Genomic DNA, 26,398 nt, shown 5'->3' with positions numbered 1-26,398 from the left:
GAGCGCGCCCATCCCGCATGCTGAAGATCCTCGACGTCACCTTCCCCTTCTTCGCGCTGGTCTTCGTGGGTTGGTTCGCCGCCCGCCGTCGCTGGATGCCGCTGGAGGTCATCCCGGGGCTGAACCAGTTCGTCCTCTATTTCGCGCTGCCTTGCCTCTTGCTGCGCTTTGCGGCGGACACGCCGATCGCCCGCCTGGTCGACCCGGGCGTCTTCGGCACCTGGCTGGCCTGTGCGCTGGTGATGGTCTCGCTGGCGATCGCGCTGGCCCGCCGACGTGACCGTGCGGGCGAGCGCCGCATCGGCTGGAACGATGCCGCCTTCGGCGCGCTGGTCGCCGCCTTTCCGAACTCGGGCTTCATGGGCGTGCCGCTGCTGGTCGACCTGCTCGGGCCTCAGGCGGCTGCCCCGGCCATCGTCGCGCTGTCGATGGACATGATCGTCACCTCGTCGCTGTGCATCGCGCTGTCGCGGCTGGACGCGGCCGGCTCGCAAGGCGCGGGCGCGGCTGCGGTGAAGGCGCTCCGGGGCGTGTTGGTCAACCCGCTGCCGTGGGCCATCGGCGCGGGCTGCCTGGTCTCGGCCAGCGGCGAAGCCCTGCCGCACCTGATCATGAAGCCCATCACGATGCTGGCCGACGCGGCCTCGCCGGCCGCGCTGTTCACGCTTGGCGCGGTGCTGGCCCGCTCGCAAGCCCGCGCCGAGGCCGCCGACGCGGTCGAGCACGAGGCGCACCTCGACACCGCCGACCCGAACGCCCACCCGCGCGGCGACGTGCCGCTGGTCGTCGCCCTCAAGCTGCTGGTCCACCCGCTGCTGGTCTGGCTCGCCTGCCAGGCCGTCATCGCCGCCGGCATCCCGCTGGACCCGATCGCCGCCGTGGTCCTGCCCTTGCTGGCCGCCTTGCCGAGCGCCAGCAACGTCCCCATGCTCGCCGAACGCTACGCCGCCGACGCCGGCCGCATTGCCCGCATCGTGATGCTCTCGACGGTGCTGGCTTTTGTGACGTTCACGGGGGTGGTGGTGATGGTGGTGGGGTGAACAGCGTCGCGCCAGGGCGACGCGCAACGACAGGGTGGGTTGGCACGGTGGTGTTTGAAAACACGTGGACGCTGGCCGTGTGTTCGGCGCGTTGACCGCGGTTTTGGATCGGCGCGCGCCGGCATGGGCGGTGTGTGATAACACGAAGGCCTTGGCCAACCGGTAGGTCGGACACCCCGTGTCCGACGGGGTGGTGCCGATGGGCCTCCGGACCGAATCGGCGACCAAGGCACCGGAGACGACCGCGGCCAAGCGCCGGGCGCGTCCAACGCGGTTTTGAATCGGCGCGCACCAACCGGTAGGTTGGACGCCCTGTGTCCGACGGGGTGGTGCCGATGGGCCTCCGGACCGAACCGGCGACCAAGGCACCGAAGACGACCGCGGCCAAGCGCCGGGTACGTTGAACGCGGTTTTGAATCGACGCGCACCAACCGGTAGGTCGGACACCCCGTGTCCGACGGGGTGGTGCCGATGGGCCTCCGGACCGAACCGGCGACCAAGGCACCGAAGACGACCGCGGTCAAGCGCCGGGTACGTTGAACGCGGTTTTGAATCGGCGCGCACCAACCGGTAGGTCGGACACCCCGTGTCCGACGGGGTGGTGCCGATGGGCCGCCGGACCGAATCGGTGACCAAGGCGCGGAAGACGACCGCGGCCAAGCGCCGGGTACGTTGAACGCGGTTTTGAATCGACGCGCACCAACCGGTAGGTCGGAAACCCCGTGTCCGACGGGGTGATGCCGATGGGCCTCCGGACCGAACCGACGACCAAGGCACCGAAGACGACCGCGGCCAAGCGCCGGGTTCGTTGAACGCGGTTTTGAATCGACGCGCACCAACCGGTAGGTCGGACACCCTGTGTCCGACGGGGTGGTGCCGATGGGCCTCCGGACCGAATCGGCGACCAAGGCGCCGGGTGCATCCAACGCGGTTTCGGATCCGCGCGCGCCGGCATCAGCCCGTCACGTCACCCTGAGAGGAATTGCTCAGACGATGCACGGAGCTTGGCCCCCAATCTTCCGGGCACTGGACCCACCCGTGCCGCACGGGGTTCTCGTGGATGTAGGCGCAATGCGCGGCGACATCACGCTCGTCGCGCAGGCGGCGTTCCCAATACCGTGCCTGCCACACCGTGACGTCGGACATGCCGGGCCTCTGGCGCACCGCCCGGGTGACGGCTCGCTTGATCAGCATCCAGCGGGTCGAGAAATCCGGGTCATCGACCGGAAGGCGCCAGATGCAATGCAGGTGTTCCGGCAGCACGCAGATGGCCTTCGTGACGAAGGGCCTGCGCCTGCGAACGTCGCGCATGACCTCACCGAGCAGGCGCACGTTGACCGGATCGACGAACCACGGTCGCCGATGCCACGTCACCAAGGTGAAGAAGAAGGTCGCGCCCTCGACATGCAACCGTCGATACCTCATGGTCCGATCTCCTTGCGAAGGTCACAGGATCGGCATGGACTGCGCACCGGTCCATCACCCGGAAGAGCGACCGAAGGCCGGCGAGCCCTTCACGCCGGTCGACGCTGATGGGGCGATGCGGTCGTTGTTCCGACATCCCGCATCCCCACCCCTCTCATGCGATCCTTCGCGCCCCGCACGACCGCCACGATGGAGCCGATCATGTTCATCCACAGCGCCATGTTCTGGCTGCGACCTGACCTCACGCCTGCCGAGCGGGCGCTGTTCGATGCCGAGGTCCGCCAGCTCGCCCGGCTTCCCTATCTCGAACAGGGCCATGTCGGCACGCCGGCGGCGACGCCGCAGCGGCCGCCGTTGACGGATCACTCGTTCGACTACGCCACCTCGCTGCACTTTCGAACGATGGCCGACCACGATCACTACCAGAATGCCTGCCCCTTGCACGCCCATTTCGTGGCCACCTGCAAGGGCTACTGGACCCGCGTTGTCGTGCACGACATCGCCCCGCTGGATTGAGGAGACCAACATGAGCCCCGCCGAACACAAGCTGTCCGCACCCACCGCCGTCCCCGGCGATTTCCGGCCCCAGGCCGATGCGCTGGTCGCCCAGATGAGCATCGAGGAACAGGCCCTGCTGCTGTCGGGTGACGGTTGGTGGCAGACCCACGGCATCGCGCGACTCGGCCTGGCGCCGATGGTGGTGTCCGACGGCCCGCACGGCCTGCGCAAGGTCGTGGGCGCCGGCCTGGACGGCAGCGTGCCGGCCACCTGCTTCCCGACCGCGCCGGGTCTGGCCGCGACCTGGAACACCGAGCTGGCGCGCGAGGTCGGCGCTGCGCTGGGCCGGGAGGCGCAGGCCAGCGGCGTGCACATCGTGCTCGGCCCGGGCATCAACATGAAGCGCTCGCCGCTGGGTGGGCGCAACTTCGAGTACTTCTCGGAAGACCCGGTGCTGGCCGGCCGCATGGCCGCGGCCTACATCCAGGGCGTGCAGGGCCAGGGCGTGGGCACCTCGCTCAAGCACTTCGCCGTCAACAACCAGGAGTTCGAGCGCATGTCGACCAGCTCGGACGTTGACGAGCGCACGCTGCACGAGATCTACCTGCAGGCCTTCGAGATCGCGATTGCCGATGCCGGCCCCGCCGCCAAGCCGTGGTCGGTCATGAGCGCCTACAACCTCGTCAACGGCGTGCAGGCCAGCGAACACCGCGAGCTGCTGACGACCATCCTGCGCGAGCGCTGGGGCTATGACGGCTTCGTCGTCTCCGACTGGGGCGGCATCCGTGACCGGGTCGCGGGCGTGATCGCCGGCAACAACCTCGAGATGCCCGGCAGCGGCGCGCACAACCGCCAGAAGATCATCGACGCGGTGCGCGACGGCGGGCTCGACCCGGCGGTGCTGCAGCGGGTCTGCGCCGAGCTGGTCGCGGTGATGCTGATGGCGCACGCCCAGCATCGCCCGGGCAGCACCTTCGACGTCGATGCGCACCACGCGCTGTCGCGGCGGGTCGGCGCCGAAGGCATCGTGCTGCTGAAGAACGAGGACCGGCTCTTGCCGCTGGCCGCCGGCACGCGCGTCGCGGTGATCGGCGACTTCGCCAAGGCGCCGCGTTACCAGGGCGCCGGCAGCTCGCAGGTCAACCCGACGCGGGTGGCCTATCCGCACGACGAGCTGGTGGCGCTGCTCGGCCCCGACCAGGTCCGCCATGCCCGTGGCTGCGACGAGGAAGGCGTGACGACCGACGCGCTGCTGGCCGAGGCGCTGGCGGTGGCCGGTGAGGCCGATGTCGTGCTGGTCTTCGCGGGCCTGCCCGACAGCTACGAGTCCGAAGGCTTCGACCGCCGCCACATCGATCTGCCGCCCGGCCAGGACCGTCTGATCGAGGCGCTGGCCGCCGCACATCCGAAGGTGGTGGTCGTGCTGCTCAATGGCTCGGCCGTGGCCATGCCCTGGGTCGACAGCGTCGGCGCCATCGTCGAAGGCTGGCTGGGTGGACAGGCCGGTGGCGGTGCGCTGGCCGATGTGCTGACCGGCCGGGTCAACCCCTCGGGCAAGCTCAGCGAGACCTTCCCGGTCAGCCTGCAGCAGACGCCCGCGTGGCCGTCTTTCCCCGGCCGCGACGGCACGGCCTGGTATGGCGAGGGCCTGTTCATCGGCTACCGCCACTACGACAAGCGCAGCCTGCAGCCGCTGTTCCCCTTCGGCCACGGCCTGAGCTACACCCGCTTCGACTACACCGCGATCCACGCCGAGGCGGGCCGTTTCGACGTCGACGGCGGCGGCGAACTGGTCATCGAGGCCACGCTGGAGAACACTGGCGAGCTCGCCGGCCAGGAGGTCGTGCAGCTCTATGTGCGCGAACGCGCGCCACACGTCGTGCGCCCGGAACGCGAGCTGCGCGCCTTCGCCAAGGTCAGCCTCGATGCGGGCGCGTCGACGACCGTGCGCTTCGCGCTTGGCCGGCGCGACTTCGCCCACTACGACATCGGCCTGCACGACTGGGCGGTGACGCCCGGCACCTTCGACATCCAGATCGGTGGCTCATCGCGCGAGCTTCCGCTGGTGGCCACCGTCGAGATCGTGTCCAGCCGCGCCCGTCGCCAGCCGCTGACTCGCCGCTCGATGGTGCAGGACTTCCTCGGGCGCCCCGGCGGGCAGGCCGCCTACGAGGAGATGCTGCGCGCGCTCGGCCTCGGCGGTCTGGTCGACCCGGTCGACGAGGCGGCGCTCGCCCGGCTCAGCCCCGAACAGCTCGCCGCCAAGCGCAAGGGCGACCGCGGCGCGCTGGCCTTTGGCAACGAGATGCCGCTCTACAAGATCCCGGCGATGTCGGGCGGCGTGTGCAGCGACGCGCGGATCGACGAACTGCTCAGGGCCTTCGCCGACTGAGCGCGTGGTCGTCGAGCTGGCGCTTGCGGCGCCAGCGCCAGCGCACCGCGACGGTCCGCAGCAGCAGCGTCACGCCCCAGATCATCAGGCCGGCAAACAGGATGTCGCTGAGGAAGTGGCCGCCCTGCAGCACCCGGCCGGCGCCGATCAGCAGGCCGGCGAGCAGGCCGGCGCGGGCCCAGGCGCGGCGCCGGTGCGGGGCGGCCAGCAGGCCGGCGACCATCACCGCATAGCCCTGTGCCGCATGGCCGCTGGGGAAGGAGCAGTTGCTGGCGCACAGCGCGCTGGGCTGCGCGATGGCGCGGAAGGCTTGTTCACCGCCCAGCGTGGCGACGGCTGCGGGGCGTGGCCGGCCCCAGTGTTCCTTGAAGCCCTCGTTGACCAGCAGCCAGACCCCCAGCACCAGCATCGCGACGATCCACGGTGCGCGGCCGCGCCAGCGCCGCCAGAAGGTCGAGGCCGGACGTCGACGCCACCACAGCACCAGGCTCGCCAGCAGGGCGAGGCGGCCCAGCGTCGGCACGCTCCAGTAGCTGGCCTGCACCAGCGGATGCTGGCCCCAGCCGTACAGCGGCGCGCCGGTGGACGGATCACCCGCCGCCCGCATCGCGGCGTTGCTGACCGCCAGGTCGATGCCGGGCCAGACCGAGAACACCACGCAGGCCAGCAGGGTCAGCAGCAGCCACTGCAGGGCGGGACGGCGGCGTCGGCGGCCGGAGGCCCTCGCCACGGTCAATGCCGATGCCGATGCCGATGCCGATGCCGATGCCGATGCCGATGCCGACGCGGGCGTCGAGGCGGATGTGAACGCGGTGGTCATCGTGCAGACCTCCAGGCGGGCAGGGATCCGGACGGGGTCGTCCCGAGGTTCGACGCCAGTTCGCCCGGGCCAGGCTCGGCGCGGACCTGGGCGCGCCAGAGCGCCAGCGTGACGGTCGAGTGGCGACCGGCCGGGGCGCTGCGGCGCGCCAGCAGCTCGGGTGTCTCCAGCCGCGCCAGCAGGGCCGCTGGCAGGTCGGCATCGGCCACGATCAGGACCGTGCCGCTGTGGGGCTGCAGGCCGGACCAGCCGACGCTCATCTCGTAGTGGCTGCGAGGCGGACCGCCTTCGGTCCAGGCGCGCCAGCGCAGCGGCAGGTCGCGCCAGGCGTGGCTGCCGATGGCGATGACGCTGCGCGAGGTGCTCAGCAGCGGCAGGTCCGGTTGCGCCTCCAGGGTCTGCACCAGGCTCGGACGCAGCTCGGCAAAGGCCTCCGGCCAACCCCTCATGCGGGCCCAGATGTCGAGCCGGCGTGGCAAGTTGGCCGCGTCCGGGTCAACCCGTTCCTGCCACCACTGGCTCAGCGTTTGAGCCAGTGGAATGGCGGTACCGACCGCTGTGTGCACGCCGATCAGGCCGATGAGCACGCCTTGAGCCAGCCTGTTGACCGGGCGATCCGCCCTTGTCCGTGTCCATGCCTGTGTCTGTGTCTGTGCCAGCGCCAGCGCCAACAGCAGGATCAGGCCCGGCACCAGCGGTGCGACCCAGTTGATCTGCGGCTCGCCCCGCAGCGCCTGCAGCATGCCCAGCACCAGCAGGGGCAGATGCAGGGCGAGCAGGCAACGCACCGGCGCCGGGATCGGCCCCGTCCGCGTGGACCCCAGGCGCCGCAGCGGGCCGGCCAGCAGCACCAGCAAGGGGCCGGCCATCAGCAGGGCGCCGATTGGCACCGACAGGCTGCGCCACAGGCTGGCGACCGTGGCCTGGACCCAGCCGGTGGACAAGCCCTCGCCGGGCTGCACGGCGGTGATCTCGGCGGTGTGATGCAGCGTCGGCCAGCCCATCGCGGCGTTCCAGGCCAGATGCGGCAGCAGCAGGGCCAAGGTCACGCCAGCGGCAGACAGCAGGCCACGGAGGGCGTCGGCGCGCGCTTGCGCCTGCAGTTCGGCAGCGATGTCGCGGTCGCGGTCGCTGAGACTGTCCATGTCACCGTCGCGATCGTGGTCCGCGCCGGTGCGATCCAGCCAGAGCCAGGCCAACGCGCCGAGGATCCAGGCGGCAAAGCTGTATTTGGACAGCAGGCCGATGCCGCAGACCAGGCCGAGCAACAGCCAGCCAACGCGTGCGGCATGGCCGGCCCGGTTGGCCTGCCGGACCTGCCAGAGCAGCCAGGTCGCCAGGGCCCAGCACAGCATCAGCGGCGCATCGGTGGTGGCGGCCAGTCCCAGCAGGGCGGCCAGCGGGCTGGCCATGAACAGCGCGGCCGCCATCACGCCGGCTTGGCGGTCAGGCCGCCCTGTGCCGGTGCCCAGACCGGCGTCACGGGCCATGCGTGCGGCCAGCAGGCCCAGCACCAGCGCGGTCAGTGGGTAGAGGATCAGCGCCAGCGCCTTGACGCCAAGCACGTCGTCGCCGAACACCGCCGTGCTGCCCGCCAGCAAGACCGCGATGACCGGCGGCTTGGAGTAGTAGCCCCAGGCCGGCGCGGTCGACCAGTGCCAGTACTGCGCCTCGTCGACATGCAGGCCGAGCCCGCCGTCGGCCAGGGCCAGCAGCAGGGTTGCCAGGCGCAGCGCGGCAAAGGCCAGCACGACCGCGACGATCGTCAGGCTGGCGGCACGGCCGGCGTGCTCAGGGGGCGGTTTCGGGTGCATCGTGTCCAGGCCGTTCGATCAGCAAGTAGCCCCGCGCACGGGCCAGCACCCGCAGCGCAGCGGCGGGGCTGCCGTCGCCCTCGTGGCGCAGCGAGGCCAGGCGGTCGACCCGGACCAGCGCCAGTTCGCCGGGCTGCGGCGCGCGGCGCGGCGTCGGTCTTTGCAGGTAGAGCGCGAAGCTCGGTTGGTGCAGGCCCCATTGCACGATGGGCCGGTCGGGGTGATGGGTGCGTGCCAGCTGGGCCAGGGTCTTCACCGGCGCCTGCAGCCGCTCGCCCCACCAGGGCAAGAGCTGCAGGGTCAGGCCCGCGGCCAGCACGGCCGTGGTGAGCAGATTCATGGCCGGGCGCAGCGCCGAACGGGCGTGAACCCGCCAGGCCAGCCAGCTTCCGCCGCCCAGCACGGCGCCCAGCAGGGCGGCGATGACCAGGCGCGGGATGCCCGCTTCGCCATCGAGTTGGCCGGGGCCCGCCAGCAACAGGGCATGCAGGGCATCGGCCGGCCGGGTCGATGCCGCGATGCCGGCCTGGGCGACGTCGCTGAGCCAAAGTGCCCCGAGAGGCAGCAGCGCCAGGCAGGCGACCAGCAGCCACTGGCTGAATCGGTCGACCCGGTCGATTCGGTCGATCCGGTCGACCCGTGGCAGTCGGGCGGCGGTGAGGCTGGCCGGCGACGCCAGCCAGCGCCCGCCCAGCATCGCCAGAGGCGTCAGGCCATAGAGCGCGTAGTGCGGCAACTTGGTGCCCGAGGCGCTGAAGAACACCAGCACGAAGCCAGCCCACAGCAGCAGCCAGCGGTCGGCCGGATCGCGCCACAGCGGGCGCAGCCGGGCCAGCAGCGGCAGCAACAGGGCCGACCACGGCAGCAGCAGCAGCGGCAGCAGCAGCAGGTAGTAGAACCAGGCACCGGCATGGCCTTCGAGCGTGCCGCCGTAGCGCTGCAGGTTGTGGCGCCACAAGAAGCCGTCGACAAAGGCCATGCCGTGGCGCTGCAGCGCGTAGCCATACCAGGGCGTGGCGACGGCCAGCAGCACGACCCAGGCCTTGCCGTCGAGCAGGACAGGACGCAGGCGTTGCCAGCAGCGGGCGGCCGCACCTTGGCGGCCGTCCTGCAGCGCCATCGACAGGCTCCACAGCACGGCGACGGCGCCTGGCACCAGCAAGGCCACCGGGCCCTTGGTCAGCAGGCCCAGCGCGATCCACAGGGCGCTCAGACGAAGGGCCCGCAAGCCGGCTGCGCGATGTGCCGGGTCGGCATCGGGCGCGAGGTCGCGCAGGGCATCGCGCAGCGACAGCGTGGCCAGCACCAGCCAGAGGTTGAGCAGCGCATCGGCGGTGGCGGCGCGGCCGATCAGCATCACGCCCAGGCTGGTCGACAGCACGGTGCCGACGGCCAGAGCGGCGATGTGCCCGTGCGACAGGCTCACGCGATGAGCCACAACCACGGCCCACAGCCAGGCGGCGAGCGCCGACGGCAGGCGCAGCGCAAACTCGTCCAGACCGAACAGCATCACGCTGACGGCCTGCAGCCAGTAGCTCAAGATGGGCTTGTCCCAGCGGTCTTCGCCGTTGAGCGTGGTGTGGCCCCAGTCGCCACTGGCCAGCAGCTCGCGCGTGGCCTCGGCGAAGGCGCCCTCGTCGACGTCGAACAGCGGCACGCCGCCCAGGCCGATCAGCTGCAGCACCAGCAGGGCCAGCGCCCAGAGCGTGAACCACAGCGGCATGGGCGACCCGCTGCTCATGCCTGCGGGCCGGCCCAGCCGCTCAGGTCCACCCCGTCATGTCCGTCGCCTGGCGCATCGGCCTTGAGGACATAGGGCGAGCCGTGCCGGGCACCGTAGTAGATGCGGATCAGCAGCTCGGCCAGCACGCCGGTGGTCAGGAACTGCAGCCCGCCGATCAGGCCGGAGAAGCCCAGCGCCAGCAGCGGTCGGGCCCCAACGTCCTGCCCCATCAGCTTGAGCACGGCTAGGTAGCCCAGCACGCCCAGGCTGACCAGGCACATCAGCAGACCGATGACGCCGAAGAAGTGGCCCGGCCGGGCGGCATAGCGCTGGAAGAAGCTCACTGCCAGCAGGTCGACGACCACCCGCAGCGTGCGCGACAGGCCGTACTTGGACGTGCCGACGGTGCGGGCGTGGTGACGCACCGGCTGCTCGCCCATGCGGTCCGGCGAGGTCACGGTCGACAGCCAGGCGGGGATGTAGCGGTGCATCTCGCCGTACAGCCGGACCTCGCGCAGCACCGGCGCGCGGAAGGCCTTGAGGCTGCAGCCCAGGTCGTGGAAGGGCAGCTGGGTGATGCGCCGGATCAGCCGGTTGGCGAGCTGCGAGGGCAGCCGGCGCAGCAAGAAGCCGTCTTGTCGTTCGACCCGCCAGCCGGCCACGATGTCGAGGTCGTCGCGCAGCAGCCGGGCGACCAGCGCGGGGATGTCGCGCGGGTCGTTCTGCAGGTCGCCGTCCATCGTCACGATGACGTCGCCGCGGGCCTGGTCGATGCCGGCCTGCATCGCGGCGGTCTGGCGGAAGTTGCGCGCCAGCCGGATGACATGGATGTGCGCGCCCACCGTGGCGGCGTGGCGCTGCAGCGCCGCGCCGGTGCCGTCGCGGCTGCCGTCGTCGACCACCCGCAGCTCCCAGGGATGTGGGTAGGCGGCCAGCGCCGACTGCACCGCGTCGATCAGCCGGGCGGCATTGCCGATCTCGTTGTACATCGGCACGACCACCGACAGGCGGTGGGGCGGCACCGGGCGCTCATCGGCGACGGGCAGGTCGTTCGCCACGTTCAGGGCAGGCAGGCTCAGGTCGGTCATGGGATCGCTTCGGGCAAGGGGGCTGGCTGGCCGTCCAGCAGCAGGGCCGGCCAGGCGGCCAGCAGGCTGATGGCGAGCCAGTAAAGGTGGACGATCAGCGCGGCGGCCACGCGGGTGTCGAGTGCGGCGAGCCGCCCTTGTGGGTGGCTCTGCAGGCCGGCCCAGACGCCGGCCTCGTAGGTGCCCAGGCCGCCGGGGGCCTGCAGCGGCAGCACAGCGGCCCATTCGCCACCCAGGGCGCCGCGCAACGTGGCGTCGACCGGCAGGTCAGCCAGGACGGCCAGCAAGGCGGCGACGACGGCCAGGCGCAGGCTCCAGTTCGCCCCGGCGCACAGCCAGGCGGTGCGTGTGGCCGGCGCCATCGGCCACAGCAGGATCAGCAGCAGCAGGCCGGCCAGCACCAGCGCCGACAGGCGCAGCGGCAAGGCCAGGCACAGGCCGCTGAGCAGGGCAAGCACGGCCACGTCCTGCAGCCGCATCCACAGCAGGCTGGCCGACGAGGTGCGCCAGGGCACGCCCCAGCGGCGCTGCAGCCACCAGCCATAGCCCAGCTCGCCGCTGCGCAGCGGCATCAGCAGCACGGCCGCGTTGTGCAACAGGCTCAGGCGCAGGCAGGACGACCAGTCGGCGCCGGTGCGTGCGGCCCATTCGGCATGCAGCCGGGTCGCCCGCAGGGCATGGCTGGCGAGGATGCCGGCGGCCGCAGCGATCCAGAGCCAGGCCGGCACCTGCACGACGCGCATCCACAGGTCGGCCCGGTCCAGCCCGCGCAGCGCCAGCGTCAGGCCGCCGAGGCCGACCAGCGTGGCGAGCAGCAGGCCGATCCAACGCCGTGCGCCCGCTGCGGGCACCGACCGCGTGGCCTTCACGCCAGGTCCGCAGCGGCGTCGTCGGCCCGCGTCGACGGCTGGGGCGCCGCACGTCGACCAGGCCCTTGCGCCGGTCGCTGCAGGCCTGACGGCAGCAGGCGGGTCAGCCGCCACAGCGCCACCCCGAGGCCGACGGCGGCCAGCAGCCTTTGACCGGGCATGGCCAGCGGATAGCCGGTCTGCAAGGCCCACAGCACGGCCGAGCTGACGAGCAGACCGAGGGCGATCAGCGTCTGACCCCACAGGCTCATCAACTGAGCCACCCAGCGTCCTTGGCTGGCGCACCACCAGCCGGCATGGCCGACCAGCACGCCCAGGGCCGCGCCGGCGCAGATGTCGGCCGGCCAGTGCGCCCCGACCGCCACGCGCGACAAGGCCACCGCGAAGGCCAGCGCCCAGACCGCCAGCCGCCAGGGGCGCGGCAGCCGAGCCTCCAGACTGATCAGCGTGGCGACCGTGAAGGCGGTGACGGCATGGCCCGAGGGCATGGCCTTGGACAGCAGCGGCGCGCCGACCACGACGATCTGGTCGATGCCCAGCGCAGCGGCCGGCCGGGCCGCCTGAATCAGTTGCTTGAAGCCATGTGTCAACGCGCCCCCGATCGGGAAGCAGGCCAGCAGGGCGGCCAGCCGGCGCGTGGCCGGCGCATGGCCCGGGGGAGTGGTCAGTGCAAACACGATCAGGGCGCACAGGCCCAGGCCCAGCACGCTCAGCGTCGACCAGGACGACGGCGCCCAGCGTCCGCTGGCATTGATGGCATGAAAGATGGACAGGTGCAGGACCTGTGCCGTCGTGCCGCCCAGCACCTGCAACAGCGCGAGGGCCGCCAGCACAGCGGCCAGCGCTTGCCCGACCGGGCGAGGCGCCAGCCAGAGCAAGCGGGGCCATCGATCCTTGGCCAGGGCGGGACGGTGCAAGTCGGTCATGCCGCGATGCTCGACCGCGTCGGTGACACAAGGGTGAAGCGGTCATGACGTGGCGGTGACGTGGTGCGCGCCACAGCGGGGTGGTGGCGTGGGGGCAGCGTCATGAGAGCGACACCGATGCGCCACGGGCTTGTCATCGGCGCTGTCGAGCATCGCGGCCATGAGCTCCATCCTTGTCACCGGCGCGGCCGGCTTCATCGGCGCCCACGTCGCCCGTGCGCTGGCGCTGCGGGGCCACCGGGTGACCGCCTGCGACAACTTCAACGCCTACTACGACCCGGCGCTCAAGCAGGCGCGGGTCCAGCAACTGTTGTGGCCGGCCGGCGTGAACGTGTCCCATGTCGACCTGACCGACCCGGCGCTGACGCAGCGTCTGGTGGATGCGAGCGGTGCCGAGGTCGTGCTGCACCTCGCGGCGCAGGCGGGTGTGCGCATGTCGGTCGATCGGCCGCTGGACTATGTGCAGGCCAACCTGCTGGGCTTTGGCTCGGTGCTGGAGGCCAGTCGGCGTGCCGGCATCGCGCACCTGCTGTATGCGAGTTCGTCGAGTGTCTACGGCCACCGCGAGGGTGAGGGCGAGCACGGCGCGAAGCCGTTTGCAGAGACCGACCGCATCGACCGCCCCGCCTCCTTCTATGCCGCCACCAAGATGGCCAACGAAGCCATGGCCTATGCGACCGCCCGCGTGCACGGGCTGCCGATGACCGCCTTGCGCTTCTTCACGGTCTACGGGCCCTGGGGCCGGCCGGACATGGCTTGCTGGCTGTTTGCCGAGCGCATCCGCGAGGGCCTGCCGATCCGTGTCTTCGGCAAGGGCCAGCTGGTGCGCGACTACACCTACGTGGCCGACACGGTCGAGGCGGTCTGCCGCCTGATCGAACGTGGCGCGCCGCCACCGGACGCACAGGGCGTGCCGGTCGAGACCTTCAACGTCGGCCACAGCGTGCCGACCACGGTCAATGAACTGGTCGCTGGCCTGGAAGCGGCCATCGGTCGGACGGCGCTCATCGAACACGCGCCGATGCAGGCGGGTGACGTGCCGCACACCGAGTCAGACCCGACCCGCCTGCGCGCGGCCATCGGCGTCTGGCCGCGCACGAGCCTGGCTCAGGGCCTGGCCGAATTCGCGTCATGGCTGGCCTGGTGGCAACAGCGCGGTGACGGCGCCGATGCCGCGATGCTGCAGATGCCGCGCCCCTTGCCGCTGGCGCAAGCGGCCTGAGCGGTGGGTGCTCACGACCGCGGCGTGGCCGGCGCTGGCCTGCCGCCAGGTTTCCATCGCCTGATCGCTGCCCAGTTCTGCTCGGCGCTGGCCGACAACGCGCTGCTGATCGTCACCATCGCGCTGCTGGTCGAGCAGGGTGCGCCGGCCTGGTGGGCGCCGATGCTCAAGTTCGGCTTCACCTTGTCCTACGTGCTGCTGGCGCCGGTCGTCGGTCCGCTGGCCGATGCCTGGCCCAAGGCCCGCCTGATGGCCTGGATGAATGCGGTCAAGGTGCTGGGCGTGTTGGCGCTGCTGGCAGGCTGGCCACCCCTGCTGGCGTTTGCCGTTGTCGGCTTCGGCGCAGCAGCCTATGCGCCGGCCAAATACGGTCTGGTCACCGAGATGGTCGGCGCCAACCGGCTGGTCGAGGCCAATGGCTGGATCGAGGTGTCGGTCGTCAGCGCCGCGCTGTTGGGTGCCGTGCTGGGCGGGGCGCTGGTCAGCCCATGGTGGACCGGTCAGGACGCCGCTGCCGCGCTGCAGCAGGTCTTGACCGCCTTGCCATCGGCACCCGCGAGCGCGCTGTCGCTGTCGCTGGTGGCCTTGCTGGCGGTCTATGCGCTGGCCTCGTGGCTGAACGTCGGCATCCCCGACAGCGGTGCGCGTTATCCCGCCAGCGGCATCCATCCGGTCGCACTGGTGCGCACCTTCGTCGCGGCCAACCGCACGCTCTGGCGTGATCCGGACGGCGGCCTGTCGCTGGCGGTCACCACCATCTTCTGGGGATTGGGTGCGACCTTGCAGTTCATCGTGCTGCGCTGGGCGGCGGACGTGCTGGCGTTGCCGCTGGACCGCGCCGCCTACCTGCAGGCTGCCGTCGCGGTCGGCGTGGTGATCGGCGCTTCGGCGGCTGGCCGCTGGGTCGGCCTGCACCAGGCCAAGCGCATGCTGGTTGCCGGGGTCGTGCTGGGCCTGACCATGCCGCTGGTGGCCGAGACCTCCTCGCTGCCGCTGGCCTTGCCGCTGCTCGTGGTCGTCGGTGCGGTCGGCGGGCTGATGGTGGTGCCGTTGAATGCGCTGCTGCAGCACCGCGGCTGTGTGTTGCTGAGCGCCGGCCGATCGATCGCCGTGCAGGGCTTCAACGAGAACGCCAGCGTGCTGGCGATGCTGGCGATCTATGCCGGCCTGCTCGCGCTGGACGTTGCCATCGTGCCGCTGATGTGGGGCTTCGGTCTGGCCATTGCGGTGGCGATCGCCGCCTTGATGCTGCTGGAGCGTCGGCGCGTGGCAAGAGCCTCGCAGGCCGCTGTCGTTCAGGCCACGGCCGAGCGGGCAGTCTGAGGCGCGGTGGCCGTCTCGCGTGCGGCGATGGTGCCGCGCAAGATGGCCTCGAAGCGCGCGACGATGGCATCCCAGCCCAGGCCCTCGGCACGTTGCCGGGCGTGACGGCCCATGGCACGGCAACGCGGCAGATCGCGCGCCAGGCTCAGCGCTTGAGCCACGAAGGCCCGTTCATCGCCGGGTGCGGCCAGCAGTCCTTCAACGCCGGGCTCGACCAGTTGGCCGGCGGCCGCGTGGTCATAGGCCGCGATGGCCAGGCCGCTGGCCATGGCCTCGGTGGTGACGTTGCCAAAGGTCTCGGTCAGGCTGGCGAACACGAACAGGTCGGCACTGGCGTAGTGACGCGCCAGGTCATCGCCACGCTGCTGGCCGGTGAACACGACATCCGGATGGCGGGCCTGCAACTCGCCACGTTGCGGGCCGTCGCCGACCACGACCAGGCGGGCGCCCGGCACCTGGGCGGCGATCGCCTCGAAGGCGGCGCTCAGCACCGCCAGGTTCTTCTCGGCGGCGACCCGGCCGACGTGCAGCACGACCACGTCGTCCGCACCGGCCCCCCATTGCGCGCGCAGCGCATCACTGCGTCGGGCCGGCTGGAAACGTTCGGTGTCGACCCCGCGCGTGACCACGTGCAGTTGCCGGTAGCCCTGGTCCGCCAGCGTGTGGCGCAAGGCCTCGGTCGGGGCCATGGTGGCGTCGCAGCGGTTGTGGAAATGGCGCAGCCAGGCGGTGATGGGACGGCGCAGGAAGCCGATGCCGTAGTGGTCGCTGTAGGCATCGAAGTTGGTGCGGAAGTCCGAGCTGACCGGCAGGCCCAACGAGCGCGCGGCGCGCAGGGCCGACTCGCCCAGCGGCCCTTCGGTGGCGATGTGCACGATGTCCGGCCGTTCGATGCGCCAGAGCCGGCGCAGCCGGCGCGCGGCCGGCAGGCCCATGCGCAGGTCACGGTAGCCGGGGATGGGCAGACCGGGCAGGCGGTGCAGCAGCAGGCCGTCGACGCTGACCGGTCGGTCACCGGTGGCCGTTTCGTCCGCCTGACAGGGGCGCAGCAGGTCCAGCACATGGCCGCGTGCGACCAGTCCCTCGACCACGCGGGCCAGGGTCACGGCCACGCCGTTGACCTCGGGCGGATAGGTCTCGGTGACACAGGCGATGCGCAGCGGTCGGTCGGATGTCATGGCGCGCATGCTGCGCGTGGCACACGACCGTTCGATGACAGGGCGTTCTGTCGCGGAACCGTCACCGGTCCTTCACGGTCGGTCGTCACCATCGTGACACGCGGGCCATCGTGGTGATGGCCTGCCCTTGCCGACCGCTGCGAGCCCCGGGCTCCGAGCGTTGAACCCTCAAGAGGATCACCGTGAACCGCTTCTTCGAAACCCTGGCCGTGCAGCGCTGGGACGACCACCGCTACTACCACCACTGCCGCATCAACCAGAGCCTGCACCTGCTGAGCGCCTGCAGCTTTCTGGTGGCCTACGTGCTCTTGTTCATCGACCCGGCCATGGCCGCGATCGTGGCCTGGTGCGTGTCGATGCTGAGCCGCCAGGCCGGCCACTTCTTCTTCGAGCCGCGCGGCTACGACGAGGTCAACCAGGCCACCGACGAGCACAAGGAAGCGATCAAGGTCGGCTACAACATCCGCCGCAAGATCGTGCTGATGGGCGCCTGGGTCGTGATCCCGGCCGTGCTGTGGTTTGCGCCCTCGGTCGGCGGCCTGATCGAGCCGGCGAGCGACCTCTCGGGCTGGGTCCATGACGTGGGCATCGCCTGGCTGGCGCTGGGTGTCTCGGGCCTGATCTTCCGCGTCGTGCAGCTGTGGCTGACGCAGGGCTTCATGGTCGGCGTGGCCTGGGCCACCAAGATCATCACGGACCCCTTCCACGACATCAAGATGTACCACCGCTCGCCGCTCTACCTGATGCGTGGCGAGCGACTGGACCCGATGACGCATGTGCGTGCCCATGTTGGTGACGAGGCGCACAAGAGCGTGGAAGCCGAGAAGGCCGAAGGCGCCGCTCACTGAGCGACACCTTCCCCGCATCGACGTTCAGCGACCCAGCCGCTGCGCCAGCATCTCGCGCAGCAGGCTGCGCTTGATGGCCTTGTTGCTGAGCGCGGCCGGCACGTCCCACCAGCCGTCGGCCTTCATCGCGCACGCGGCGGCGACGAAGCGGCGCTGCACCTCGTCGAAGTCAGCGTCGCTGTAGTTCAGGCTGAAGATCAGCCGGCCGCTGCCAACCCAGCTCAGTGCCAGGCCCTGCTCGCGCAGGTAGAACTGCAGCATCCAGTTGTAGCGCGCGGGCTGGTCGTAGAGCACCGTCCAGACCGTCGAGAGGTTGGCCACTTGCACCGGCACCCCTGCTTGCGCCAGCGCCGCATTGAGCCGCGATGCGCGGCCATTCCAGCGTTCCTCCAGGCCGTCGTAGAGCGCCCGCACCTCGGGCGTCTCCAGGCGGTCGAGGAAGGCCGCCATCGCGCCCAGCACGTAGGGATGGGCATTGAAGGTGCCGCGCGCGAAGCAGATGTCGGCCGGTCGATCCTCGCGGTAGCGCTTCATCAGCTCATGCTTGCCGCAGACCACACCAACTGGCAGGCCGCCGCCCAGCGTCTTGCCATAGGTGACCATGTCGGCGCGCACGCCGAAGTACTCTTGCGCGCCGCCAGGGGCCAGCCGGAAGCCCATGAAGACCTCGTCGAAGATCAGCACGACGCCGTTGGCGGTGCAGGTCTCGCGCAGGCGCTGGAGCCAGGCGGTGTAGGCGGCACGGTCGTAGCCGGCCTTGCGTGCGCTGTCGACCAGCGACGAGTCGCCCGGCGCGCCGCTGTTGGGATGCAGGGCCTGCAGCGGGTTGATCAGCACGCAGGCGATGTCCTTGCGGCTGCCGATGACCTTCAGCGCCTGCTCGCTCATGTCGGCCAGCGTGTAGGTCTCGCGCGGTGGCAGCGGGTTGCCGGGGCCGGGTTGCACGTCCTCCCACCAGCCGTGGTACGCCCCGGCAAAGCGCACCAGGTTGCGACGCCGCGTGTGGTAACGCGCCAGCCGCACGGCCTGCATGACGGCCTCGGTGCCGGACATGTGGAAGCTGACCTCGTCCTGGCCGGAGATCGCCTTCAGCCGGCGCATGTTGTCGATCAGCACGGGGTGGTAGGCGCCCAGCACCGGGCCCAGGGCCTCGGCCGTGCGCACGCCCTCGGCGATGGTCTGCTTGTAGGTGTCGTAGCCCAGCAGGTTGACGCCGTAGGAGCCGGTCAGGTCATAGAACTCGATGCCGTCGAGGTCGGTCACCTTGACGCCCTCGGAGGCCTGCAGGAAGCCGCCGAGCTTGAGGTTCTGGCGCAGCCAGGGGCTGAACTGGAAGGGCACCCGGTAGCTGCCGGTGAACTGCAGGTCGGCCAGCATCTCGCGCGCCTGCGCGGTGGCCTCGATGCTCTTGGGGTGACGCGTGTTGAGCGTGTCGCACAGGCGCGCAAAGCCGGCCTTGCGGCGTGCCACGACCTCGGCGTTGGCGCCGTCGCGGTCGAACCAGTTTGCCTCGTCATAGGCATAGCCGGGGATCAGCCCGGCGACCCGCTTGGCCATGCGCGAGTGGCCCGTCAGCGAGCGGTGCTTGGCACGCGACAGCGCCAGCCGTCGGTGCGCCTTGGGCACCAGCCAGGCCAGCGTGGCCAGCGCCACGGCGGAGAGCGCGAAGGAATCGTTCATGGGTCTGTTTCCGTGGCCTGTTCAGGCCGTGGGTTGAAGCAAGACCCGATGTCTAACCGTCGGAATTGACAACGTCATGAAAACGTCACTGCTCAAGACAATCCTGGCCCAGGAAGACCTCAACTTCTTGTTGACCAACCGGGTGCCGCGCATCGCGCTGACCCGCTTCATCGGCTGGTACAGCCAGATCCGCAGCCCCTTGCTGGCGCGGTGGTCGATCGCGGTCTGGCGCTGCTTCAGCGACCTCGACCTGAGCGAGTCGCCGCCGCAGCGTTATGGCTCGCTGCATGACTGCTTCACACGCCCGATCCGGCCCGAGACCCGGCCGATCGATGCCGACCCGGACGGCCTGTGCAGCCCGAGCGACGCCATCGTCGGCGCCTGCGGTGACGTGGCAGGCACGCAGGTCTTCCAGGCCAAGGGCTTTCCGTACACGCTGGCTGAGCTGTTCGGCCCGAGCCAGGACACCACGCCCTATCACGACGGCGTGTTCGTCACGCTGCGGCTGACCTCGGCGATGTACCACCGCTTCCATGCGCCGCAGGACCTGACGGTCGAGCATGTGACCTACCTCAGCGGCGACACTTGGAACGTCAACCCGATCGCGCTCCAGCGGGTCGAGAAGCTGTTCTGCCGCAACGAGCGGGCGGTGCTCAACACCCGGCTGGCGCGCACCGGCACGCCGATCGCCATCGTGCCGGTGGCGGCCATCCTGGTGGCCAGCCTGAGGCTGCACTTCCTCGATGTGCTGCTGCACCTGCGCTATCGCGGGCCCAACGAGATCGCGCTGCCAGGCCAGGCTCGCGCCCGCTTCCGCAAGGGCGAGGAGATGGGCTGGTTCCAGCACGGCTCGACCATCATCGTCTTCGCCCCCAAGGGCCATGAGCTGTGCGAGGGCATCGCCAACGGCGTGCGCATCAAGATGGGTCAGCCGCTGCTGAAGGCGTCGACGCCGGCCTGAGGTCACACGATCGACACGGCTTCGTCACGATTCCGACGCAGGCCCTGACCACCATCGCGGCCATGAAGACCGTCGATCTCGTCTACTTCAACTACGGCGGCGGCCACCGGGCTGCCGCGCTGGCGCTGGAGCAGGTGATCGCGCAGCAGCGCCGGCCCTGGGCGGTGCGGCGCGTCGACCTGGTCGAGCTGCTGGACCCGAACGAGCAGTTCCGCAAGCTGACCGGGTTGGCGCCCGAGGACCTCTACAACCAGCGCCTCGCGCGGGGCTGGACCTGGGGCATGACACCCGAGCTGAAGCTGCTGCAGGGCCTGATCCGCGCCAGCCACGAGCTGATCTGCCAGCGCCTGTCGCAGCACTGGCTGCGCAGCGAGCCGGACCTGGTCGTCTCGCTGGTGCCCAACTTCAACCGTGCCTTGTGCCTGTCCTTGCAGGCGAGCCTGCCCGGCGTGCCTTACCTGACGGTGATGACCGACATCGCCGACCTGCCGCCGCATTTCTGGATCGAGCCCGAACTGGCGCAGCAGCAGATCGTCTGCGGCAGCGAGCGCGCACTGGCCCAGGCCCGCGCGGCCGGCGTGGCCGATGAACGCCTGTCGCTGACCACCGGCATGATCCTGCGACCCGACTTCCATCAGGGCGAGGTGATGACCCGCGAGCGCCGTGCGGACGGCTTGCGCCAGCTGGGTCTGGACCCGTCGCGCCCGGTCGGCGTGGTGATGTTCGGCGGCGAGGGTTCCAGCCAGATCGGCCGCATCGCCAAGGCGCTTGACGACCAGCAGCTGATCCTGATGTGCGGCCGCAACGAACGACTGGCTCAACGCCTGAGCCAGTTGAAGCGCCAGGCGCCTCACGCGGTGGTCGGCTACACGGCCGACGTGGTGCGCTACCTGCAGCTCGGCAGCTGGTTCTGCGGCAAGCCCGGCCCCGGCAGCCTGAGCGAGGCCATCCATCTGGGCCTGCCGGTCATCACCTTCCGCCACAGCGGCACGATGCCGCAGGAGCGCTACAACACCGAGTGGGTCCGCGAGCATGGCTACGGCCATGTGATCCGCTCGGTCGGCCAACTCCCGGCGGCGGTGCAGGCCTTGCTGGCCGACCTGCCGGCGCTGCAGATGCGGGTGCGGGCCCACCAGAACCGGGCCGTCTTCGAGGTGGTCGACATCATGGCCGACGTGATGTTGCGCAGCGCCGCACAGGCCGCGCCGGGACTGGCGCAGCAGGGTCGTGCGTTGCGGCTGTCATGAGCGTTACATGGTCGATCGGCAGTGTGCGGGGCTTCCTCCACACCAGAAGATCGACATGCTCTCTCGCCACCCGCTCCATCGCCGCCTGGTCGCCAAGCCTGCGCTGACTGCGCTGTCCGCCTTCGTCCTGGCCGCCCTGTCGGCCTGTGGCGGCTCAGACGGGGACACCGCCGCCACGACCACCTACGCGCCGATCGAGATCAACATCGCGCACGTCAACGACCACCACTCGCAGCTCGAACCTTTCGCCAACACGCAGCTGACGCTCGACGGTGTGGCCACCCAGGTCGACCTGGGCGGCTTTGCGCGCCTGACCACCTTGTTCAAGGCCCAGGCCGGCACCCGCAACCTGCTCAAGCTGCATGCCGGTGATGCGGTCACCGGCACGCTCTACTACACCTTCTACAAGGGTGATGTCGACGCGAAGATGATGAACACCATCTGCTTCGACGCCTTCGAACTCGGCAATCACGAGTTCGACGACGGCGATCAGACCACCCGCAACTTCATCGACGCGCTCTACACGCCGCTGTGCCAGACACCGGTGCTCGGCGCCAATGTCGTACCCGCCGTCGGCACGCCGCTGAACCCGTCCGGCACGCCGGTGATCAAGCCCTACATCGTCAAGACCTACGACGGCGTGAAGGTCGGCATCATCGGCCTGGACATCGCCGGCAAGACCACCAACTCGTCGCGCCCGCTTTCAACCACGCAGTTCCTCGACGAGACGACCACCGCCCAGCGCTACATCGACGAGCTCAAGGCCCAGGGCGTGCGCCACATCGTGTTGATGACGCACCAGGGCTATGCCAACGACGTCGCGATGGCCGCGCAGCTGACCGATGTCGACGTCATCATCGGCGGCGACTCTCACACGCTGCTGGGCGATTTCACCGGCTTGGGACTGACCTCTTCGGGTGCCTATCCGACACGGGTCACCAACCGCGATGGCCAGACCGTCTGCATCGGCCAGGCCTGGGAGTACGCCAAGGTCTTCGGCCTGATGAACGTCGCCTTCGACAACCGTGGCGCCGTGGCCAGTTGTCGCGGCAACGCCTCGCTGGTGATCGGCGAGAACTTCAAGCGCAGCAACGGCACCACCTTCGTCGATGTGGATGCACCGACCAAGGCGGCGCTTCTGACGACCCTGGCCGTCGATCCGCGCATCAAGGTCACCACGCCCGATGCCGGTGCTGCGGCCATCCTCGCGACCTACACCAGCCAGGTCGCCGCCGAGAAGGCCAAGACCATCGGCACCGCCAGCGAGGCCCTGTGCCTGGTGCGTGTGCCCGGCGAGACGACCAACCGCTCGGCCGGCACCGTCGGCTGCGAGACCGCCAACACGCTGGCGCGCGGCAGCGATGCCGGTCAGGTCGTCGCCGAGGCCTTCCTGCGCGCCAGCCTGCGGGCCAGCTTCGCGCTGCAGAACGCCGGTGGCGTGCGCATCCCCGTGCCGGCTGGCACCCTGTCGATGAACACCGCGTTCACGCTGCTGCCCTTCACCAACGTGCTGGTCGAGATGGAGGTGACCGGTGCGCAGATGGTGGCCGCGCTTGAAGACGGCGTGGCCAATCACCTGGACAACCTGCAGTCGACCGGTTCGCACCCCTATGCCGCCGGGCTGCGCTGGGATCTGAACATGAGCCAGGCCCGCGGCAGTCGCTTCAGCAACGTGGAAGTGCGGGATCGTGTCACCGGCAACTGGTCGGCGATCGTGCCGACGCAGACCTATGTGCTCGTGACCAATGACTTCGTGGCCGCCGGTCAGGACGGCTATGCAACCCTGGGCACGATCTTCCGCACCGGTGCCTACGTCAACACCTTCCTGCTCTACACGCAGACCTTCGCCGACTACGTGATCGCCAGCACGCCCATCGCACGGCCGGCAGCGGGCAATTACTCGCACAAGTCGGTCGTCACCGCCGCTGGCGTGACGCTGCCCTGAACGGACGGCCGGGACGACCAGGTCCCGGCCGAACGACCACCCGATCCTTCCACCGGAGTCCGACATGTTCACCTTCCGTCCCACCTTGTTGGCCGTCGCGGCCACGCTGGCCGCCATGGCCCCCCTGTCCACCGCACAAGCCCAGACCGAGGTCACCGCCGTGCTGGCCGGCCATGCCCGCCTGCCGCACGACAGCACCGTGCGTGCGCCGCGCGAGGCGGGTGCGCTGTTCCAGACCGCCGGCAAGTTCGCGGCGGCCAACCGGCAGCGCACCGAGGTGCTCGGCAGCGTGCCCGGCATCACCTTCGTCGGCGACCCGAAGTTCCCGCGGCCCTCGGGCGGTGCCTTGCCGATCAAGGGCCAGTCGGTGCAGGGCTTCTCGGGCATCGTGTCGATGGGCGGTGACGAGTTCCTCGCGCTGACCGACAACGGCTTCGGCAGCAAGGTCAACTCGGCCGATGCGCTGCTGATGGTCCATCACGTCAAGGCGGACTGGGCGTCAGGCCTGGTCAAGCGCCTGCACACGACCTTTCTGCGCGACCCGCAGCGCAAGATCCCCTTCGTGATCCAGAACGAGGCCAGCCGCGAGCGTTTCCTGACCGGCGCGGACCTGGACATCGAGTCCATCCAGGTGGTCGGTGACGAGTGGTGGATCGGCGACGAGTTCGGTCCCTACGTGATCCGCTTCGACCGCAAGGGCGTGGCGCTGGGCCTGATCGAGACCACGGTCGGTGACAAGACCCATCGCAGCCCGGACCACTACCTGCAGGGCCGCCTGCCCAACTACCCGGCCGAGGCGAGCGGTTGGGACGCGCGCCGCTCGGGCGGTTTCGAGCCGATGGCGAAGTCGCCCGACGGCCGCACCGTCTACCCGATGTTCGAATGGCCGCTGTGGGACGCCGCCGCCAAGGCGCAGGAACAGAGCGAGGGCAAGCCCTACACCCGCATCCTCGAACTCGACGTGGCCAGCCGCAAGTACTCCGGCAAGGCGTTCAAGTACCGCTTCGAGGCCGCCGGCCACGTCGCCGCCGACTTCCAGCTGCTCGATGCGAGCACCGGCCTGGTGATCGAGCGCGACGACGCCACCGAAGGCGCTGGCCCGGGCTGTCCGGACGAGGCCCGCACCGACTGTTTCACCCGGCCGGCGCGCTTCAAGCGCATCTACAAGATCGACCTGGCGGCGGCCGATGCGGACGGCTTTGTGCGCAAGGTCGCCTACATCGACCTGACGAAGATCGCCAACCCGAAGCGCCTGGCCAAGGTCGGCCCCAATGAGGAGACCTTCGTGCTGCCGCACCTCGGCCCGGAAGGTCTGACGCTGGTTGATGCGCGCCACATCGTGGTCGTCAACGACAACAACTTCCCGTATTCGTCGGGCCGCCAGATCGGCAAGCCCGACGACAACGAGCTGACGCTGCTGGACATCGGCGCGCTGGTCGACGCGAAGTGACCGATGCCGTGAGTCGCGCCTGAGCGCGGCGCGTGGTTCGCCCGCCGCCTCAGCGGAAGAACCACGGCAGCACGCCGATCGCGATGCCCGGCACCAGCAGGATCGCGATCAGGCGCAGCACGTCGCTGACCAAGAAGGGCAGCACGCCCTTGTAGGTCTCGTGCATCGGCACCTCGCGGGCGAGGCTGTTGACGACATAGACGTTCAGGCCGACCGGCGGTGCCGTCAGGCCGATGCCCACGGTCATCAGCACCAGGATGCCGAACCAGATCGCCTTGGGCTCGGCGGCCAGGCCGTAGAGGTCCAGCGCCATGACGGCCGGGAAGATCACCGGGATGGTCAGCAACATCATCGACAGCTCGTCCATCACGCAGCCCAGCAGGACGTAGAGCAGCATGATGGCCGCGACGATGACGAGTGGCGCGACCGGCAGTGCACCGGCCCATTCGGCGATGCGGGCGGGCATCTGGGTCAGCGCCAGCGAGGCGTTCATCATGTCCGCACCGAGGAAGATCATGAAGACCATCGCGGTCGTCTCGGCTGTGCCGGTGAAGGCGGCGACGATGCCCGCGCGGCTCAGCTCGCGCCGGGCCAGTGCGGCCAGGAAGGTGGCAACCGCGCCGACAGCGGCGGCCTCGGTGGGCGAGAAGATGCCGCTGTAGATGCCGCCGAAGACGATCACGAAGATGGTCGCGATCGGCCACACGCCCAGCAGCGCCTTCCAGCGCGCCGGCCACGGCAGCGGCTCGCTGGGCGTGGCCAGTTCCGGCTTGAAGCGGCAGACGATGCCGATCACCACGAGGTAGCCGAGGGTGGCCAGCAGCCCCGGCACCATCGCGGCGGCGAACAGCTTGGCGATGTTCTGCTCGGTCAGGATGGCGTAGACCACCAGCGGCACCGATGGCGGGATCAGGATGCCCAGCGTGCCGCCGCACGCCAGCGCGGCCGTGGTGAGCCGGCCGTGGTAGCCATGCGCCTTCATCTCCGGATAGGCGACCTGGGTGATCGTGGCCGAGGTGGCGACGCTCGACCCGCAGACCGCGCCGAAGGCCGCCGCCGACAGCACCGCCGCCATCGCGAGTCCACCGCGGATGTGGCCGACAAAGGCCGCCGCCGCCTGGAACAGCGCCTTGGACAGCCCGCCCTGGGTCGCGAACTGGCCCATCAGCAGGAACAGCGGGATCACCGACAGGTCGTAGACCGACATGCGCGCCACCGCGCTGCCCTTGAGCATGTTGAGCAGGGCCATGTCGCTGGCCAGCGTGGCATAGCCGATCGCGCCGGGGATGAACATGGCCGCCGCGATGGGCACGCGCAGCCCCATCAGCAGCAGCATGCCGACGAACATCAGTATGCCGATCACGGTCGGGGTCATGGCCGGGCTCCGTCGATGCTGCCCATGCTGGCGTCTTGCCCGCGCAGCAGGCGCTGGGCCTGCCAGAGTGCGACGAGCGTGGTCAGGGCCAGGCCGGGGGCGAGCATCAGGTAGTTCCAGCCCATTGGCAGGCCCAGGATCATGGTGGTCTCGCCGGCCTCGCTGACGGCCACGGCACCCGCGGCGGTGCGCAGGCTCAGCAGCGCGCACATCAGGGCCAGCAAGATCGCGCCGATGCCGTCGAGCGCGCGCGTGGCCCGCTGCGGCAGGCGCTGGGTGAAGAAGTCCACGATGATGTTGGCGCCATGCAGCTGGCACCACGGCAGGCACAGCGAGATGGTCAGCGCGATGCCGAACTGGGTCAGCTCGACATCGCCCGGGATGGGCGCGGACCACAGCGCACGGCCGGCGATGCTCGCCACGACCATCAGCGCGACCAGGCTGGCCACGCCGCCGCCGGCCAGCGCGAAGAACCAGGCGATGCGCCTGAGCAGGTTGTGCATGGGGACGTACTCGTCAAAGGTGGGGACGGACGTGACGACGCGCCCAGGGCGGGCGCGTCGTGCACGTCAAG

General features: G+C 70.1%; 21 protein-coding genes. 10 read left to right on the top strand and 11 right to left on the bottom strand.

Annotated elements, in window-relative coordinates; genetic code table 11:
* Positions 1 to 17 precede the first annotated feature (17 nt).
* Positions 18 to 1,040 carry an AEC family transporter gene (locus EV685_RS04035; RefSeq protein WP_130480655.1) on the top strand — a complete coding sequence of 341 codons (1,023 nt, stop codon included), beginning with the start codon at positions 18 to 20 and terminating at the stop codon, positions 1,038 to 1,040.
* A gap of 954 nt (positions 1,041 to 1,994) precedes the next feature.
* Here EV685_RS04035 and EV685_RS04030 read toward each other — a convergent pair.
* Positions 1,995 to 2,465, bottom strand: a complete 471-nt coding sequence (locus tag EV685_RS04030; RefSeq protein WP_130480654.1) for an REP-associated tyrosine transposase — start codon at positions 2,463 to 2,465, stop codon at positions 1,995 to 1,997.
* A 156-nt stretch (positions 2,466 to 2,621) separates the two neighbouring features.
* Between EV685_RS04030 and EV685_RS04025 the strand changes: the two genes are divergently transcribed.
* Together EV685_RS04025 and EV685_RS04020 are read left to right on the top strand one after the other, a co-directional pair.
* Positions 2,622 to 2,981: a Dabb family protein gene (locus EV685_RS04025; protein WP_207224754.1), complete on the top strand. Its 360-nt coding sequence runs from the start codon at positions 2,622 to 2,624 to the stop codon at positions 2,979 to 2,981.
* A 10-nt stretch (positions 2,982 to 2,991) separates the two neighbouring features.
* Positions 2,992 to 5,355 carry a beta-glucosidase family protein gene (locus EV685_RS04020; RefSeq protein ID WP_207224753.1) on the top strand — a complete coding sequence of 788 codons (2,364 nt, stop codon included), beginning with the start codon at positions 2,992 to 2,994 and terminating at the stop codon, positions 5,353 to 5,355.
* Here the strand turns inward: EV685_RS04020 and EV685_RS04015 are convergent.
* Genes EV685_RS04015 through EV685_RS03985 form a run of 6 tightly spaced genes read right to left on the bottom strand, consistent with a single transcriptional unit; the run spans position 5,336 to position 12,595 of the window.
* The gene (locus EV685_RS04015; RefSeq protein WP_165396705.1) at positions 5,336 to 6,175 is read right to left on the bottom strand and encodes a phosphatase PAP2 family protein; all 840 of its coding nucleotides are present in this window, start codon (positions 6,173 to 6,175) and stop codon (positions 5,336 to 5,338) included. The genes EV685_RS04020 and EV685_RS04015 overlap by 20 nt on opposite strands.
* Complete coding sequence (locus EV685_RS04005) at positions 6,172 to 7,989, bottom strand: ArnT family glycosyltransferase (protein WP_130480651.1); 1,818 nt, start codon at positions 7,987 to 7,989, stop codon at positions 6,172 to 6,174. Before EV685_RS04005 ends, EV685_RS04015 begins: the two co-directional genes overlap by 4 nt.
* On the bottom strand, positions 7,967 to 9,730 hold the full coding sequence (locus tag EV685_RS04000; RefSeq protein WP_130480650.1) for an ArnT family glycosyltransferase: 1,764 nt from the start codon (positions 9,728 to 9,730) through the stop codon (positions 7,967 to 7,969). Before EV685_RS04000 ends, EV685_RS04005 begins: the two co-directional genes overlap by 23 nt.
* Positions 9,727 to 10,800, bottom strand: a complete 1,074-nt coding sequence (locus tag EV685_RS03995; protein WP_130480649.1) for a glycosyltransferase family 2 protein — start codon at positions 10,798 to 10,800, stop codon at positions 9,727 to 9,729. The genes EV685_RS04000 and EV685_RS03995 overlap by 4 nt, the downstream gene beginning before the upstream one ends.
* Positions 10,797 to 11,669, bottom strand: coding sequence for a lysylphosphatidylglycerol synthase domain-containing protein (locus EV685_RS03990; protein WP_130480648.1), 873 nt, complete (start codon positions 11,667 to 11,669; stop codon positions 10,797 to 10,799). Before EV685_RS03990 ends, EV685_RS03995 begins: the two co-directional genes overlap by 4 nt.
* Complete coding sequence (locus EV685_RS03985) at positions 11,666 to 12,595, bottom strand: phosphatase PAP2 family protein (RefSeq protein ID WP_130480647.1); 930 nt, start codon at positions 12,593 to 12,595, stop codon at positions 11,666 to 11,668. The genes EV685_RS03990 and EV685_RS03985 overlap by 4 nt, the downstream gene beginning before the upstream one ends.
* A gap of 160 nt (positions 12,596 to 12,755) precedes the next feature.
* Here EV685_RS03985 and EV685_RS03980 point away from each other — a divergent pair, with 160 nt between their 5' ends.
* Positions 12,756 to 13,817: an NAD-dependent epimerase/dehydratase family protein gene (locus EV685_RS03980; RefSeq protein ID WP_130480646.1), complete on the top strand. Its 1,062-nt coding sequence runs from the start codon at positions 12,756 to 12,758 to the stop codon at positions 13,815 to 13,817.
* Between the two features lie 3 nt (positions 13,818 to 13,820).
* Positions 13,821 to 15,140 (top strand): lysophospholipid transporter LplT, encoded by a 1,320-nt coding sequence (gene lplT, locus EV685_RS03975; RefSeq protein ID WP_242615406.1) that lies wholly within the window; start codon positions 13,821 to 13,823, stop codon positions 15,138 to 15,140.
* On the opposite strand, the gene EV685_RS03970 is transcribed toward lplT, so the two are convergent.
* A complete protein-coding gene (locus EV685_RS03970) occupies positions 15,113 to 16,318 on the bottom strand; it encodes a glycosyltransferase family 4 protein (RefSeq protein ID WP_242615405.1) in 1,206 nt (401 codons plus the stop codon). The genes lplT and EV685_RS03970 overlap by 28 nt on opposite strands.
* 182 nt (positions 16,319 to 16,500) lie before the next feature.
* On the opposite strand from EV685_RS03970, the gene EV685_RS03965 reads away from it, so the two are divergent.
* Complete coding sequence (locus tag EV685_RS03965) at positions 16,501 to 17,166, top strand: hypothetical protein (RefSeq protein ID WP_130480644.1); 666 nt, start codon at positions 16,501 to 16,503, stop codon at positions 17,164 to 17,166.
* A 24-nt stretch (positions 17,167 to 17,190) separates the two neighbouring features.
* Here EV685_RS03965 and EV685_RS03960 read toward each other — a convergent pair whose 3' ends face one another.
* Positions 17,191 to 18,846, bottom strand: a complete 1,656-nt coding sequence (locus tag EV685_RS03960) for an aminotransferase class III-fold pyridoxal phosphate-dependent enzyme (RefSeq protein ID WP_130480643.1) — start codon at positions 18,844 to 18,846, stop codon at positions 17,191 to 17,193.
* Between the two features lie 76 nt (positions 18,847 to 18,922).
* Between EV685_RS03960 and asd the strand changes: the two genes are divergently transcribed.
* The 4 genes from asd (at position 18,923) to EV685_RS03940 (ending at position 24,449) form a co-directional block, all read left to right on the top strand.
* A complete protein-coding gene (gene asd, locus EV685_RS03955; RefSeq protein WP_130480642.1) occupies positions 18,923 to 19,807 on the top strand; it encodes an archaetidylserine decarboxylase in 885 nt (294 codons plus the stop codon).
* 62 nt (positions 19,808 to 19,869) lie between these two features.
* Entirely contained in the window at positions 19,870 to 21,054 is a 1,185-nt protein-coding gene (locus tag EV685_RS03950; protein WP_130480641.1) for a glycosyltransferase family protein, read from the top strand.
* Positions 21,055 to 21,109: 55 nt separating this feature from the next.
* Positions 21,110 to 22,999 carry a bifunctional metallophosphatase/5'-nucleotidase gene (locus tag EV685_RS03945; RefSeq protein ID WP_130480640.1) on the top strand — a complete coding sequence of 630 codons (1,890 nt, stop codon included), beginning with the start codon at positions 21,110 to 21,112 and terminating at the stop codon, positions 22,997 to 22,999.
* A 64-nt stretch (positions 23,000 to 23,063) separates the two neighbouring features.
* The gene (locus EV685_RS03940) at positions 23,064 to 24,449 is read left to right on the top strand and encodes an esterase-like activity of phytase family protein (RefSeq protein ID WP_130480639.1); all 1,386 of its coding nucleotides are present in this window, start codon (positions 23,064 to 23,066) and stop codon (positions 24,447 to 24,449) included.
* 49 nt (positions 24,450 to 24,498) lie between these two features.
* On the opposite strand, the gene EV685_RS03935 is transcribed toward EV685_RS03940, so the two are convergent.
* Together EV685_RS03935 and EV685_RS03930 are read right to left on the bottom strand one after the other, a co-directional pair.
* Entirely contained in the window at positions 24,499 to 25,824 is a 1,326-nt protein-coding gene (locus EV685_RS03935) for a TRAP transporter large permease (RefSeq protein WP_130480638.1), read from the bottom strand.
* Positions 25,821 to 26,327, bottom strand: coding sequence for a TRAP transporter small permease (locus EV685_RS03930; RefSeq protein WP_130480637.1), 507 nt, complete (start codon positions 26,325 to 26,327; stop codon positions 25,821 to 25,823). The genes EV685_RS03935 and EV685_RS03930 overlap by 4 nt, the downstream gene beginning before the upstream one ends.
* Between the last annotated feature and the right edge of the window lie 71 nt (positions 26,328 to 26,398).

Source organism: Sphaerotilus mobilis, from assembly GCF_004216565.1.
GTDB lineage: Bacteria > Pseudomonadota > Gammaproteobacteria > Burkholderiales > Burkholderiaceae_C > Sphaerotilus > Sphaerotilus mobilis.
Note: the sequence above shows the minus strand (reverse complement) of the source record. Positions and strands in the feature narration are given on the sequence as shown.